Raw genomic sequence first — 13,081 nt, forward strand, 5'->3', positions numbered from 1 at the left:
CGATCAGCATGCAGCCGACCCGCTGCGCGGGCTGCTCGATCAGCATGAAGCCGATCCGCTGCGCGGGCTGCTCGATCAGCATGCAGCCGACCCGCCGCGCGGGCTGTGTCGCCGTTCATGCTGGTCGAGTAGCCGCCGCAGGCGGCGTATCGAGACCCGCGCCGCGGCCTACGGCCGCCAGGGCTCCTCGCCCGAGCGGCCGTCGCCGCGACGGCGGAGGTAGCGCTCGAACTCCTGCGCGATGGCCTCGCCGCTGGCCTCGGGCGAGTCGACGGTGTCGCGCGCCTGCTCCAGCTGGGCGATGTAGGCCGCCATCTCCTCGTCGTCGAGCGCGAGAGCGTCGATGCCGCGCTCCCACTCGCCGGCCTCCTCGACCAGGTCGCCACGCGGGATCGCCAGGCCGACGACCTCCTCGAGCTTCTCCAGCAGCGCGAGCATCGCCTTCGGCGACGGCGCGTTGTGCACGTAGTGCGGAACGGAGGCCCAGAGCGAGACGGCCGGGATCCCGACCTTCTGCGCGGCCTCGCCGATGACGCTGAGGATGCCGACCGGCCCCTCGTAGGTGGATCGCTCGAGCTCGAACTCGGCGCGCATCTCGGCGTTCTCGCTGGAGGCGAAGAGCGAGATCGGCCGGGTGTGCGGCACGTCGGCGAGCATCGCGCCGAGGAAGACGACGGCCGAGATGTCGATCGCGAGCATCGCGTCGACGACCTCGGCGGCGAAGCTCTTCCAGCTGCGCGAGGGCTCGGTGCCGATCATCACGTAGAGGGCGCTCTCGGCGTCGACGGAGGTGTCGGCCGGGCCGAAGATCTGCGTGCCGGGCCAGGAGAGGCTGCGGCGCCCGTCCTCGCCGATCGAGAGCATCGGGCGGGTGTACTGGAAGTCGTAGTACTGCTCGGCGTCGACCGAGAAGAGGGGCACGAACTCGCCGGCGTCCTTCACCAGTCGGACCGCGCCACTGGCGGCGTCGCCCGCGTCGTTCCAGCCCTCGAAGGCGACGACCAGGACGTTCCCCTTGATCACGTTCATGGGCGAGGTCTCCAGTGTTCGGCTCGATGTCCGGGTGGCGCTCGGTGCGCCTGTCCCGTCCGTCCAGGATAGGACCCGCCCCCGACCCCTCCGCCCGGCCCCTCGCCTTTCCGCTGTCCGCGTACGATGGTCGCTCGTGACTTCCGACACCTCCCTCCCCGTGTCCCGGCCGCAGCCCCCGCTCCCGGACGGCGCTCCCGCCGCCGTCCTCTGGGACATGGACGGCACGCTCGTCGACACGGAGCCCTACTGGATGGCGTCGGAGCACGCGCTGGTCGCCTCCTTCGGCGGCGTCTGGACGCACGAGGACGCGATGAGCCTGGTCGGCTCCGGCCTCCCCGCCTCCGCGCGCATCCTGCAGGGCAAGGGCGTCGATCTGCCCGTCGAGGCGATCATCGACCGGATGACCGACGAGGTCGTCGCGCAGCTCGCCGAGAGCATCCCGTGGCGCCCCGGCGCGCTGGAGCTGCTGTCCGCCGTCCGCGAGGCCGGCGTCCCGCAGGCCCTCGTCACCATGTCGATCGGCCGGATGGCGCACGCCGTCGTCGAGCGCCTCCTGTTCCCCGCCTTCGACACCGTCGTCAGCGGCGACATGGTCGAGCGGAGCAAGCCGCACCCGGAGGCCTACCTCCTCGCCGCGCGCACCCTCGGCGTCGAGGCGGCCGACTGCGTCGCCATCGAGGACTCGCACGCCGGCCTCGCGTCCGCCGTCGCCTCGGGCGCCGCCGCGATCGGCGTGCCGCACCAGCTCGAGCTCGACCCGGGCGCCCCCTACTCCCTCTGGCCCACCCTCGCGGGCCGCACCCTCGCGGACCTCGCGCAGGTGTCCTCCGAGCACCGCTCCCGCGCGCTCACGACCGAGACGGAGGCCCGCCGATGACCGGTGAGGCACTGCAGCATTCCGGACCCTTCCGCGCGGGCGACCGCGTGCAGCTGACCGGGCCGAAGGGGCGGATGAACACCATCACGCTCGTCCCCGGCAAAGTCTTCCACACCCACCGCGGCGGGATCGAGCACGACACGGTCATCGGCCTGCCCGACGGCTCCGTCGTCGTCAACACCGTCGGCGTCGAGCACCTCGCGCTCCGCCCGCTGCTCGCCGACTTCGTGATGTCGATGCCCCGCGGCGCGGCGATCGTCTACCCGAAGGACGCCGCGCAGATCCTCGCCCAGGCCGACGTCTTCCCCGGCGCCCGCGTCGTCGAGGCCGGCGTCGGCTCCGGCGCGCTCTCGCTCTGGCTGCTGCGCGCGATCGGCCCGGCCGGCCGGCTCTCCTCCTTCGAGCGCCGCGAGGAGTTCGCCGACGTCGCCCGCGCCAACATCGAGACCTTCCTCGGCTATACGCCCGACAACTGGAGCGTCACCGTCGGCGACCTCGTCGAGGAGCTGCCCGGCGCCGTCGCGCCCGGGGAGGCCGACCGCGTCGTCCTCGACATGCTCGCGCCCTGGGAGTGCCTCGACGTCGCCGCCGATGCGCTCACGCCCGGTGGCGTCCTGCTCTGCTACGTCGCGACCGTCACGCAGCTCTCCCGCGTCGCGGAGGCGATCCGCGCCTCGGGCCTCTTCACCAACCCGGCGTCGAACGAGACGATGGTCCGCGGCTGGCACGTCGAGGGCCTCGCCGTCCGCCCCGACCACCGGATGATCGGCCACACCGGCTTCCTCATCACCGCCCGCCGCCTCGCGCCGGGTGCCGTCCTGCCCGAGCTGAAGCGACGTCCCTCCAAGACCGACTTCAGCGACGAGGACGTCGAGGCGTGGACCCCCGGTGCGCTGGGGGAGCGGGCCGTCAGCCCGAAGAGCCTGCGCAAGCGGGTGCGCGAGTCCGCCACCAGTGCCGAGCTCTCCCGGGCGCGGGGCTTCGGCGAGGCCGACGATGACGGTGACGTCGCCGGCGCGCACGGCTCGGGCGACGACGAGGGCATCGTCTAAGCTGATCCCGGCTTTCCGGTCCCCGGGCCGAGCCGCCGTCCCGATCGTCTCGCACTCGGGCCCCACCACTCCCACTTCGTGAAACGAGGACCCGTGCGCAGGACCACCGCGCTCATCGCCGGCATCGGCATCGTCGCCGCTCTGACGGGATGCACCGCGTCCTCGTCCACGCCCGACTGCGACGCCCCCTACTCGTCCGGCGCCTCGTCGTCGGCCGTCCAGGCGACCGGCGACTTCGGCGAGCAGCCCGACGTCACGGTGCCCTCGCCGCTGAACGCGGACGGCACCCAGGTCAGCACGCTGATCGAGGGCTCGGGCGACCCGCTCGAGAAGGGCCAGCTCGTCACGATCGACTACACGCTGGTGAACGGCGCCGACGGCTCGGTCCTCGAGGCCTCGCCCTACGACGGAGCGAGCACCGCCACGTTCACCGTGGGCGGCGCCGGTCTGGTCGGCCTCAACCAGGGCCTGCTCTGCAGCCAGGTCGGCTCGCGCGTCGCGATCGCGATCGCCCCGGAGGACGGCTTCGGCGACTCCTCCGCCCAGCTCGGCATCTCGGCCGACGACACCCTCGTCCTCGTCGCGGACATCGAGAAGGCATCGCTGGCTCGCGCGAACGGCGACGCCCAGCCCGTGCCGAACGGCTTCCCCGCCGTGACGCTCGACCCCGACGGCGTCCCCGGTCTGGCCAAGCCCTCGGGCGACGCGCCGACCACGCTGGAGATCGCTCAGCTCAAGAAGGGCGATGGCGCCGTCGTGGAGGACGGCGACACGGTCGTCGTCCAGTACACCGGCTGGCTCTGGGCCGACGGCAAGATCTTCGACTCCAGCTGGCAGAAGGGCGCCCCGGCGACCTTCGTCGCGACCGAGGGCCAGGGCGGCGTCATCGCCGGCTTCGCCAAGGCCCTGATCGGCCAGCCGGTCGGCTCCCAGGTCATCGCGATCATCCCGCCCGACGAGGGCTACGGCGACAACCCGCCGCAGGGCGGCCAGATCGCGGCCGACTCCACGCTGATCTTCGTCGCCGACATCCTCGCCGTCGACTGATCTCCCGGCTCGCCGCACCGTGCTCGCGGGCCGAGCACGCTGCGCAGCCGGCCCCGCCTGCTGATCGAGTAGCCCTCGCAGAGGGCGTCTCGAGATCCACCTCCGCTTGGCGTGCTGGTGACGGTGGGTCTCGATACGCCCCTGCGGGGCTACTCGACCAGCAAGGGGATACGCCCCTGCCGGGCTGCTCGACCAGCAGGGACTGCCCCTTCGGGACAGGAACCGCAGCGCTAAGTGGGCTGGCGGGGGCACGACGGGACCGAGCAGGCCCGGCCCTAGACTGGAGGGCGTGCCCGCCGACGCTTCGACCTCGAGCCGCATCCCGGCCGAGGAGCGTCTGTTCAACCTGGTGCTGGCGCTCGTCGCCGCCGAGAACGGCCTGACCAAGACCGACGTGCTCGCCACCGTGCAGGGCTACCGGCAGCGGTCCGAGCCCGGCGACCGGTCCTCGCTCGAGCGGCAGTTCGAGCGGGACAAGGACGATCTGCGCGAGCTCGGCATCCCGATCGAGACGGTCGACGCCCCGGGTGATCCGGGCAACACGCAGACCGTCCGCTACCGGATCGCGAAGCGCAGCTACGACCTCCCCGCCGATCTCACCTTCGACCAGGAGGAGATGGCCCTGCTGCGACTCGCCGGCGCCGTCTGGCGCGAGGGCACGCTCTCGGCGGAGTCGCGCCGCGCTCTGATCAAGCTGCGCTCGATCGGCGTCGACTCGGTCGACCCGGTCATCGGCATCAGCCCCTCGATCCGCGTCCGGGAGGCGTCGTTCGAGCCGCTCAACGCCGCGCTCGACCGCGGCCAGGTCGTCCGCTTCCCCTACCTCAAGCCCGGCGGTGCCCAGCCGCGCACCCGCACCGTCCGGCCGCGCGCGCTCGTCAACCACCAGGGCCGCTGGCACCTGCACGGCTGGGACGAGGAGGCGGAGGGCACTCGCACCTTCCTCCTCTCCCGCATCGTCGGCCCGGTCGCGACGACCGGCCGCACGGCTCCCGTGGAGGAGGGCGACCACGCCGCCACCGCGCTCGCCCAGCTCGACGAGATCCTCGCGCGCAGCACCGCCCTGCTGCGCGTCGCCCCCGACTCCGACGCGGCCCTCCGGCTCGGCGTCCGCGCCGAGGCCGCGGGGGAGGGCGCCGGCGTCCTCCGGCTGCACTTCACCGACGCCGACGTCCTCGCCGACGAGCTCGCCGGCTACGGGCCCGAGGTGGTCGTCCTCGAGCCGGAGCAGCTGCACCGCAAGGTCGTCGACCGCCTGCGCCGCTCGCTCGCCGACCACGCGGGAGCCGCGCGTGGCTAGGCCCCGCTCCCTCCAGGCGCGCGACCGTCTCGCCGTGCTGCTCTCGCTCGTGCCCTACCTCCTCGACCGGGGGCGGGTCGGCGTCGCCGAGGTGGCCGCGCACTTCGAGATCGCCGAGGAGGAGGTCCGTCGCGCCGTGCGCCTGATCGCCGTCTCCGGCATCCCCGGCGAGACCGCGCAGTACCAGGCCAACGACCTCTTCGACATCAGCTGGGACGACTTCGAGGAGAACGACCACATCGTCCTCACCCAGCAGGTCGCCATCGACGACTCGCCGCGGTTCTCGGCGCGGGAGGCCGCCGCCCTCATCGCCGGGATGCAGTACCTCGCCGCCCTGCCGGAGAACCAGGGCAACGACCGCATCGCCTCGCTGATGGGCAAGCTCGCCCGCGGCGCCTCGTCCGCGCCGACCGCGGTCGCCGTCGCGCGCGGAGTCGGCGCCGACGCGTCGGTCGCCGCCATCCGCACCGCTCTCGCGAACGGCACCCAGCTGGCCTTCGACTACCGCAGCGCCCGGGGCGAGACGGAGTCGCGGCTCGTCGACCCCTTCCTCCTCGAGTCCGTCGACCGCGACTGGTACCTCCGCGGCTGGGACCACCTCCGGGAGGGAGTCCGCACCTTCCGCGTCGACCGGATGCGCTCGCTGACCGACACCGGAGCGCCGATCGTCCGCCGCCGCCACGAGGTCACCCTGCCCGAGCGGCTGTTCGAGGCCTCCGCCACCGACCTGCTGATCGACCTGCGGGTCGCTCCGGGCTCCGTCGCGCTGCTGGGCGACTACGCCGCGGACGCCGAGTTCCCCTCGGTCCCGGCCGGAGACGAGGGGCAGGGCGTGCTCGTGCGCATCCGCGTCGCGCACCTCGCCGGTCTCACCCGGCTGGTGGCCTCGCTGCCCGGACTCGTCACCGTCGTCGCGCCGGAGGCCGCTCGCGACGCGGTCGCCCAGTGGACCCGCGCCGCGCTGGCGGCCAACGGAGAGGAGACCCCGTGACCTGGTGGTCCTGGATCCTGATCTGGCTCGGCCTCGCGCTGGCCGCTCTCGCGGTGCTCGTGCTCTTCGGCCTGTCCTACTGGCGGAAGGGGCGGCTCCTGCTCGGCCGGCTGGAGGAGGTCACCGCGAAGCTGGACGCACTCCAGCTTCCCGAGGCGGAGACGGAGCCGGCGGCGACGCGAGCGCCGTCCTCGCTCTTCGCCGACCGCGACCAGGTGCGCCGCACGCACGAGTCACGACGCGACGCCCGCCGGGAGAGGACCGAGGATCGCCGGTCGATCCGGGTCGAACGGGGTAGGCTCCTGGTACACCGCAACCGACAAGTGAAGTGAGACTGCAATGTTCGCTGGCCTCCAGGGGTGGCACCTCCTCATCATCCTCGCCGTCATCCTCCTCCTCTTCGGTGCGCCCAAGCTTCCTCAGCTCGCGCGCAGCGTCGGGCAGTCGATGCGCATCTTCAAGAGCGAGGTCAAGACCATGAAGGACGAGGACGGGACCGAGCGCAAGGACGCGACGGACTCGACCACGACTTCGGGCTCGACCACCGCCACGGGGACGACCACCGGCACCGGCACCGGCACCACGCTGCCGCCCGAGTCTCCGCTCAAGTAATGACGTCCGTGGCAGCGAAGAAGCCACGGACGAAGCGGTCGGGGAAGAACCCCGAGGGACGCATGTCTCTCGGCTCTCACCTGATCGAGCTTCGCAATCGGCTCTTCATCGCAGCGATCGCGATCGCGGTGGCCTGCGTCATCGGCTGGTTCCTCTCCGACTGGGTCTTCGAGGCGCTCAAGGCGCCGATCGGCGTCGTCGCCTCGACCCAGAACAAAGAGGCCGTCCTCAACTTCCCGACGATCACGGGGGCCTTCGACCTCCGCCTGCAGATCGCGATGACCATCGGCGTCGTCATCGCGAGCCCGGTCTGGCTCTACCAGATCTGGGCGTTCCTCGTCCCCGGGCTCACGGGCAAGGAGGTCCGCTACGGCATCGGCTTCATCCTGACGGCCATCCCGCTGTTCCTCGCGGGCTGCCTCTCGGGCTGGTTCGTCTTCCCGCACATCGTCGAGCTGCTCACGAGCTTCACCGGCGGCGAGGCGGCGAGCTTCCTCGACGCGAAGATCTACTACGACTTCGTGCTCAAGCTCGTCCTGGTTGTCGGCGTCGCCTTCGTGCTGCCGGTCTTCCTGGTGCTGCTGAACTTCGTCGGCATCCTCCCGGGCAAGCTCATGATCAAGTCGTGGCGCATCGCGATCATGGTGATCGTCCTCTTCACCGCGATCGCCACTCCCGCCGCCGACCCGATCTCGATGTTCATGCTCGCGATCCCGATCACGATCCTGTTCTTCGCGGCCTGCGGCATCGCGCTCCTGCACGACAAGCGTGCGGCCAAGCGCCAGGTCGTCTTCGACGGCAGCCCCTCCGACCTGCCGGCGTGACCGGCGCCACACCGGCCGAGCGCTTCGCGGCGTTCCGCACACGACAGGGCCACGCGAGGGTCGAGGCGTTCCGCTCGACCCTCGCGTTCGACCTCGATCCCTTCCAGTACGAGGCGTGCAGCGCGCTCGACGACGGCCGCAGTGTCCTCGTCGCAGCGCCGACCGGCGCCGGCAAGACCGCGGTGGCCGAGTTCGCGATCCACCTCGCGATGCAGGACCCGAACGCCAAGGTCTTCTACACGACGCCGATGAAGGCGCTCAGCAACCAGAAGTTCCAGGAGTTCGTCGAGGACTACGGAGCGTCCGAGGTCGGCCTGCTCACCGGTGACTCGAACGTCAACGCGCGCGCCCGGATCGTCGTCATGACGACCGAGGTGCTGCGCAACATGCTCTACGCCGACTCCGACCTGCTGCGCGACCTCGCCTACGTCGTGATGGACGAGGTGCACTACCTCGCCGACCGCTTCCGCGGCGCGGTGTGGGAGGAGGTCATCATCCACCTCCCGCAGTCCGTGCGGCTCGTCTCGCTCAGCGCGACGGTGTCGAACGCCGAGGAGTTCGGCGACTGGCTGCAGACCGTCCGCGGCGAGACCGAGGTCATCGTCTCGGAGGAGCGGCCCGTCCCGCTCGACCAGCACGTGCTCGTCGGCGGCAAGCTGCTCGATCTCTTCGATTCCTCCGGGCGCGCGGCGACCAACCGGGTCAACCCGGAGCTCGCCCGGCTCGCTCAGGGCGGCACCCGCGTCGAGCGCGGCGGCCGCGGCTCCGGGCGCGGCGGCCGAGGCGGCGGCGGCGGGCGCTTCCACGAGACGCGGAACGAGGAGCTCGTCCCGCGCTCCGAGGTCGTCGAGATCCTGCGCGGCAAGAACCTGCTGCCCGCCATCTTCTTCGTCTTCAGCCGCAACGGCTGCGATCAGGCCGTCCGCCAGGTGCTGCGCTCCGGCGTGCGGCTGACCGAGCGGCACGAGCGCGACGAGATCCGCGCCATCGTCGAGGAGCGCTGCCGCACCATCCGCGACGAGGACCTCGCGGTCCTCGGCTACTGGGAGTGGCTCGACGGACTCCAGCGCGGCGTGGCCGCCCACCACGCGGGAATGCTGCCCGCGTTCAAGGAGGTCGTCGAGGAGCTCTTCCTCCGCCGCCTCGTCCGGGTCGTCTTCGCCACCGAGACGCTCGCGCTCGGCATCAACATGCCCGCGCGCACCGTCGTGCTGGAGAAGCTGGAGAAGTTCAACGGCGAGGCCCGCGTGCCGATCACGCCGGGCGAGTACACCCAGCTGACCGGGCGCGCCGGCCGCCGCGGCATCGACGTGGAGGGTCACTCCGTCATCCAGTGGCGCGGCGGGATGAACCCGCAGGCCGTCGCCTCGCTCGCCTCGCGCCGCACCTATCCGCTCAACTCCAGCTTCCGCCCGAGCTACAACATGGCCGCGAACCTGATCGACCAGTTCGGCCGGGCGCGCACGCGCGAGATCCTCGAGTCGTCGTTCGCGCAGTTCCAGGCGGACCGCTCCGTCGTCGACCTGGCGCGCCGGGTCCGGCAGCAGGAGTCCTCGCTCGAGGGCTACGTCACCGCGATGCAGTGCCACCTCGGCGACTTCGAGCAGTACGCCGCGATCCGCCGCGAGATCGGCGAGCTGGAGCGCCGCGGCGCCGTCCGCGGCGAGTCCGCATCGCACAGCGAGCGCGAGAAGCGGCAGGGGCAGCTCAGCGATCTGCGCCGCCGGATGAAGGCGCACCCCTGTCACGCCTGCTCGGATCGCGAGCAGCACGCCCGCTGGGCGGAGCGCTGGTGGAAGCTGCGCAAGGAGACCGACGAGATCGAGCGGCAGATCCGCTCGCGGACCGGGGCGGTCGCCCGCATCTTCGACCGGATCACGGACGTGCTGAGGGAGCTCGGCTACTTCCGGCTCGACGAGGCCGGCGAGCTGTCCCTCACCCCGAACGGGCGCACGCTCAAGCGGATCTACGGCGACCGCGACCTGCTGGTGGCCGAGTGCCTGCGCAAGCAGGCCTGGACCGAGCTCGACCCGGCCGGCCTCGCCGCGATGGCGTGCTGCCTCGTCTTCGAGCCGCGACGCGAGGAGGGCACGCTCGGCGAGAAGCACCTGCCGCGCGGCACCTTCCCCGAGGCTCTGGAGAAGACGCAGCTGCTCTGGGCGAAGCTCGACGACGTCGAGCGGGACCACCGGCTCCCGGGCAGCAACCCGATCTCGACCAGCCTCGCGCTGCCGATGAACATGTGGGCGAACGGGATGCCGCTCGACGCGGTCCTCCGCGAGTCGGACATGGCGGCCGGCGACTTCGTGCGCTGGGCCAAGCAGACGATCGACCTGCTCGACCAGCTCTCGCTCGTCGCGGAGGGCAAGGTCGGCCGCGCCGCCCGCGCCGCGCTCGAGCTCGTGCGGCACGGCATCGTCGCGTACTCGACGGTCGCATGAGGCCGGCGCTCTCGGCGCCCACCGGGCGCACGGCACCGCTGTGGCTGGCGATCCCACTCGCGGCGCTCGGCGGCGCGGTCCTCGACCGCGGCTTCCCGGACTCCGACGTCTGGCCGCTGGCGATCGTCGGCACGGCCGCGATCCTCTTCGCGCTGGCCGGGCGCGGCTTCTGGAGCGGCACCCTCGTCGGCCTCGTCGGCGGCGCGGTCTTCTGGGGTGTGCACATCGAGTGGCTGACCCTCTACCTCGGCCCCGTCCCGTGGGCGGCCCTCGCGGGGCTGCAGGCGATCTTCTTCGCGCTCTCCTCCGGGCTGACAGCGATGCTGCTGACGCGGGGTCAGCGCGTCTGGACCGGTCCGCTCGGCCGGATGATCGGGCTGCCCGCGCTGGTCGCCGCGCTCTGGGTGGGCCGCGAGACGATCACGATCCAGTGGCCCTATGGCGGCTTCGCCTGGGGTCGGCTCGCGCTGTCGCAGTCGATGAGCCCGCTCGCGGACCTCGCCGCCTGGGTCGGCTTCTCGGGCCTGAGCTTCGTGGTCGCGTTCCTCGCGGCGACGCTCGCGCAGGCCGTGCGGACGACCTCGGTGCCCGCCTCCGGCCGTGCGGCCGTCGTCGCCGGCTTCTCGATCGTCGCCCTCGTCTTCCCGGCCTGGCCGGCTCCGACCGAGGGGACGACGCGGATCGCGGCGATCCAGGGCGACTCCGACGCCGGGCTGTTCTCGCAGAGCTACCGCGGGCAGATCCTCGAGGACCACACCTCGGCGACCCTGCCGATCCTCGATGAGGACGTCAACATGGTGGTCTGGCCCGAGAACGGCGTCGACATCGACCCGACCCGCAACGCGCAGTCGGCGGCCGTGCTCGACTACCTCAGCACCGCGATGGACGCGCCCTTCATCGTCGGGACGATCACGAACCCCTCCGAGAACGTCTTTTACAACAGCTCGCTGCTGTGGAAGGCGGGGGAGGGCGCGACCCAGGTCTACGACAAGGTGCATCCGGTGCCGTTCGCGGAGTACATGCCGGACCGCGCGTTCTGGCGCATGTTCGCGCCGGACCTCGTCGACCTGGTCAGCCGGGACTACTCGATCGGGACGCGCTCGAACGTCTTCGACATCAACGGGGTCCTCGCGGGGATCGCGATCTGCTTCGACATCTCGGACGACGCTCTGACGAACGAGATGGTCGACGGGGGAGCGCAGCTGGTGCTCGCGCAGACGAACAACGCCGACTTCGGGCGGACCGACGAGAGCGTGCAGCAGCTGGCGATCGCGCGGCTGCGAGCCATCGAGACGGGCCGCAGCGTAGTCAACATCTCGACGGTCGGCACGAGCGCGATCATCGCGCCCGACGGATCGACGATCGACTCGCTGGAGTGGTTCGAGCCGGGTGCCATGGTCGACGAGGTCCCCCTCGCCACCACGACGACGCCCGCGCTGGTGTGGGCGCGGAACCTCGGCTGGTACCTCCTCGCCGCGAGCCTGATCGGGCTGGTCTCGTTCGTGCTGCGGACGCGCAAGCCGCGCCGTCGGCGCTGAGCACGCGAACCGCGTCGTCGACGCTGCAGCACGCGAGCCGCGTCCGGGCGCGAAAAAGGGTCCGCCGGCCGGCGAGGACGCCGGCCGAGCAGGACCCTCGGGGCGCTACGCGCCGATCTTGTGCTCTCCACGACGGGCGCGGAGGTAGGCGAGCCGCTCCTCGAGCAGCTCCTCGAGCTCCGCACGCGTGCGGCGCTCCAGCAGCATGTCCCAGTGCGTCCGCGGGGCCTTCTGCTCGCCCCGCTCGATGACGACCGGCTTCGAATCCACCAGAAGCACGGCCTCGTGGCCGCAGTTGCGGCACTCCCAGGTCTCCGGTGCTTCGGCGTCGGCCGAGAACACCATGTCGGTGTCGTGGCCGCAATCCGAGCAGTGGTACGTGAACGTCGACCGCGGTGAGAAGACGACGCCCTCTTCGCTCTGCAGGCTCTGTGAGCCGAGCCTCATCCCGCGCAAGCTTCGATCTGCCATTGTGTGGTCTCCTCTCGCTGTGCTCCGACAAGTGTCGACCGCGTACCTGGAGGTGGTCCGGAGCGGGCCGCCATTGCCAGAGGATCGTCAGGTGACCGGGCCTTTACTCGCCGGCGAGCCGTCCCGGACCGACGGGAGCCCGTCGATCAGCTGCCGGGCGAGGTCGGTGCGATCGGAGACGAGGCCGTCGACGCCGAGGGCCAGCAGGGCGCGCATCCGCTCCGGGTCGTTGATCGTCCAGAGGTGGATCTCGGCGCCGGTGCTGCGGAGACGAGCGAGGATGCGGGGATCGGCGACGCGCAGGCCGGCCGCCGACTCCGGGACCTGCAGAGCATCGATGCCGCGGAGAGCGACGCGCACGAGCGCAGTGCCGCCGAGGTGGGCGCCGGCCAGGGCGAGCAGGAAGCGGGGAGCGGAGGCGGACGTGGCGACGCCGGGGAGCAGGCGCACCGCGGCCCGTCGGCGCGACTCGGAGAACGAGGTGATCAGCACGCGGTCGCAGGCGCCCGCCGCGTGGACGGCGAGGGCGACCGGGACGACGGCCGCGCGCGCCTTCACGTCGAGGTTGAAGCGCGCCTCGGGCAGGCGGCGGAGCGCCTCCGCGAGGGGGAGCAGCCGCTCGCCGGAGGGCAGGAGGATCGCGGCGAGCTCCTCCCACCGGGTGCGCTCGATGACGTGCCGCGTGCCGGAGGCGTCGACGACCGCCTCGTCGTGCACCAGGACGGCGACGCCGTCGAGCGAGGCGCGGACGTCGGTCTCCAGCAGGTCGGCGCCGGCCGCGAGGGCGCGCTCGAAGGACTCGAGCGTGTTGCCCTCGGCTCCCGGCGCGAAGCCGCGGTGGGCGATGACGCGCGGCCGCCGTCCCGAGAGGAACGGCGGCCGGCGGTCGGTCATCG

General features: G+C 72.0%; 13 protein-coding genes. 10 read left to right on the forward strand and 3 right to left on the reverse strand.

What is annotated here, in order from left to right; genetic code table 11:
* Positions 1 to 168: 168 nt before the first annotated feature.
* Positions 169 to 1,029 (reverse strand): PAC2 family protein, encoded by an 861-nt coding sequence (locus GSU72_RS08590; protein ID WP_159984636.1) that lies wholly within the window; start codon positions 1,027 to 1,029, stop codon positions 169 to 171.
* Between the two features lie 136 nt (positions 1,030 to 1,165).
* Between GSU72_RS08590 and GSU72_RS08595 the strand changes: the two genes are divergently transcribed.
* From GSU72_RS08595 to lnt, 10 genes are all read left to right on the forward strand, one after another.
* On the forward strand, positions 1,166 to 1,909 hold the full coding sequence (locus GSU72_RS08595; protein WP_279631738.1) for an HAD family phosphatase: 744 nt from the start codon (positions 1,166 to 1,168) through the stop codon (positions 1,907 to 1,909).
* Positions 1,906 to 2,961, forward strand: coding sequence for a tRNA (adenine-N1)-methyltransferase (locus GSU72_RS08600; protein WP_159984637.1), 1,056 nt, complete (start codon positions 1,906 to 1,908; stop codon positions 2,959 to 2,961). Before GSU72_RS08595 ends, GSU72_RS08600 begins: the two co-directional genes overlap by 4 nt.
* A gap of 93 nt (positions 2,962 to 3,054) precedes the next feature.
* The gene (locus tag GSU72_RS08605) at positions 3,055 to 4,008 is read left to right on the forward strand and encodes an FKBP-type peptidyl-prolyl cis-trans isomerase (RefSeq protein WP_159984638.1); all 954 of its coding nucleotides are present in this window, start codon (positions 3,055 to 3,057) and stop codon (positions 4,006 to 4,008) included.
* Positions 4,009 to 4,297: 289 nt separating this feature from the next.
* Positions 4,298 to 5,308 carry a WYL domain-containing protein gene (locus GSU72_RS08610; protein ID WP_159984639.1) on the forward strand — a complete coding sequence of 337 codons (1,011 nt, stop codon included), beginning with the start codon at positions 4,298 to 4,300 and terminating at the stop codon, positions 5,306 to 5,308.
* Positions 5,301 to 6,299 (forward strand): WYL domain-containing protein, encoded by a 999-nt coding sequence (locus GSU72_RS08615; RefSeq protein ID WP_159984640.1) that lies wholly within the window; start codon positions 5,301 to 5,303, stop codon positions 6,297 to 6,299. Before GSU72_RS08610 ends, GSU72_RS08615 begins: the two co-directional genes overlap by 8 nt.
* Positions 6,296 to 6,631: a hypothetical protein gene (locus tag GSU72_RS08620; protein WP_159984641.1), complete on the forward strand. Its 336-nt coding sequence runs from the start codon at positions 6,296 to 6,298 to the stop codon at positions 6,629 to 6,631. Before GSU72_RS08615 ends, GSU72_RS08620 begins: the two co-directional genes overlap by 4 nt.
* Positions 6,632 to 6,638: 7 nt before the next feature.
* Positions 6,639 to 6,911 carry a Sec-independent protein translocase subunit TatA gene (gene tatA, locus GSU72_RS08625; RefSeq protein ID WP_159984642.1) on the forward strand — a complete coding sequence of 91 codons (273 nt, stop codon included), beginning with the start codon at positions 6,639 to 6,641 and terminating at the stop codon, positions 6,909 to 6,911.
* A 62-nt stretch (positions 6,912 to 6,973) separates the two neighbouring features.
* A complete protein-coding gene (gene tatC / locus GSU72_RS08630; protein ID WP_159984643.1) occupies positions 6,974 to 7,735 on the forward strand; it encodes a twin-arginine translocase subunit TatC in 762 nt (253 codons plus the stop codon).
* Complete coding sequence (locus tag GSU72_RS08635) at positions 7,732 to 10,176, forward strand: DEAD/DEAH box helicase (RefSeq protein WP_159984644.1); 2,445 nt, start codon at positions 7,732 to 7,734, stop codon at positions 10,174 to 10,176. Before tatC ends, GSU72_RS08635 begins: the two co-directional genes overlap by 4 nt.
* Complete coding sequence (gene lnt / locus GSU72_RS08640; RefSeq protein WP_159984645.1) at positions 10,173 to 11,714, forward strand: apolipoprotein N-acyltransferase; 1,542 nt, start codon at positions 10,173 to 10,175, stop codon at positions 11,712 to 11,714. Before GSU72_RS08635 ends, lnt begins: the two co-directional genes overlap by 4 nt.
* A gap of 105 nt (positions 11,715 to 11,819) precedes the next feature.
* Here the strand turns inward: lnt and GSU72_RS08645 are convergent, their stop codons facing one another.
* The gene (locus GSU72_RS08645) at positions 11,820 to 12,185 is read right to left on the reverse strand and encodes an RNA polymerase-binding protein RbpA (protein ID WP_159984646.1); all 366 of its coding nucleotides are present in this window, start codon (positions 12,183 to 12,185) and stop codon (positions 11,820 to 11,822) included.
* 87 nt (positions 12,186 to 12,272) lie between these two features.
* Entirely contained in the window at positions 12,273 to 13,079 is an 807-nt protein-coding gene (locus tag GSU72_RS08650) for a glycerophosphodiester phosphodiesterase family protein (protein WP_159984647.1), read from the reverse strand.
* Positions 13,080 to 13,081: the final 2 nt, after the last annotated feature.

Origin of the sequence: Rathayibacter sp. VKM Ac-2760 (assembly GCF_009834185.1) — a bacterium.
In the GTDB taxonomy this organism is placed as follows: domain Bacteria; phylum Actinomycetota; class Actinomycetes; order Actinomycetales; family Microbacteriaceae; genus Rathayibacter.

Coding starts and splice junctions, on each gene's coding strand:
- GSU72_RS08590 (WP_159984636.1), bottom strand. CDS start 1,029: ATGAACGTGATCAAGGGGAACGTCCTGGTCGTCGCCTTCGAGGGCTGG.
- GSU72_RS08600 (WP_159984637.1), top strand. CDS start 1,906: ATGACCGGTGAGGCACTGCAGCATTCCGGACCCTTCCGCGCGGGCGAC.
- tatA (WP_159984642.1), top strand. CDS start 6,639: ATGTTCGCTGGCCTCCAGGGGTGGCACCTCCTCATCATCCTCGCCGTC.
- tatC (WP_159984643.1), top strand. CDS start 6,974: ATGTCTCTCGGCTCTCACCTGATCGAGCTTCGCAATCGGCTCTTCATC.
- lnt (WP_159984645.1), top strand. CDS start 10,173: ATGAGGCCGGCGCTCTCGGCGCCCACCGGGCGCACGGCACCGCTGTGG.
- GSU72_RS08645 (WP_159984646.1), bottom strand. CDS start 12,185: ATGGCAGATCGAAGCTTGCGCGGGATGAGGCTCGGCTCACAGAGCCTG.
- GSU72_RS08650 (WP_159984647.1), bottom strand. CDS start 13,079: ATGACCGACCGCCGGCCGCCGTTCCTCTCGGGACGGCGGCCGCGCGTC.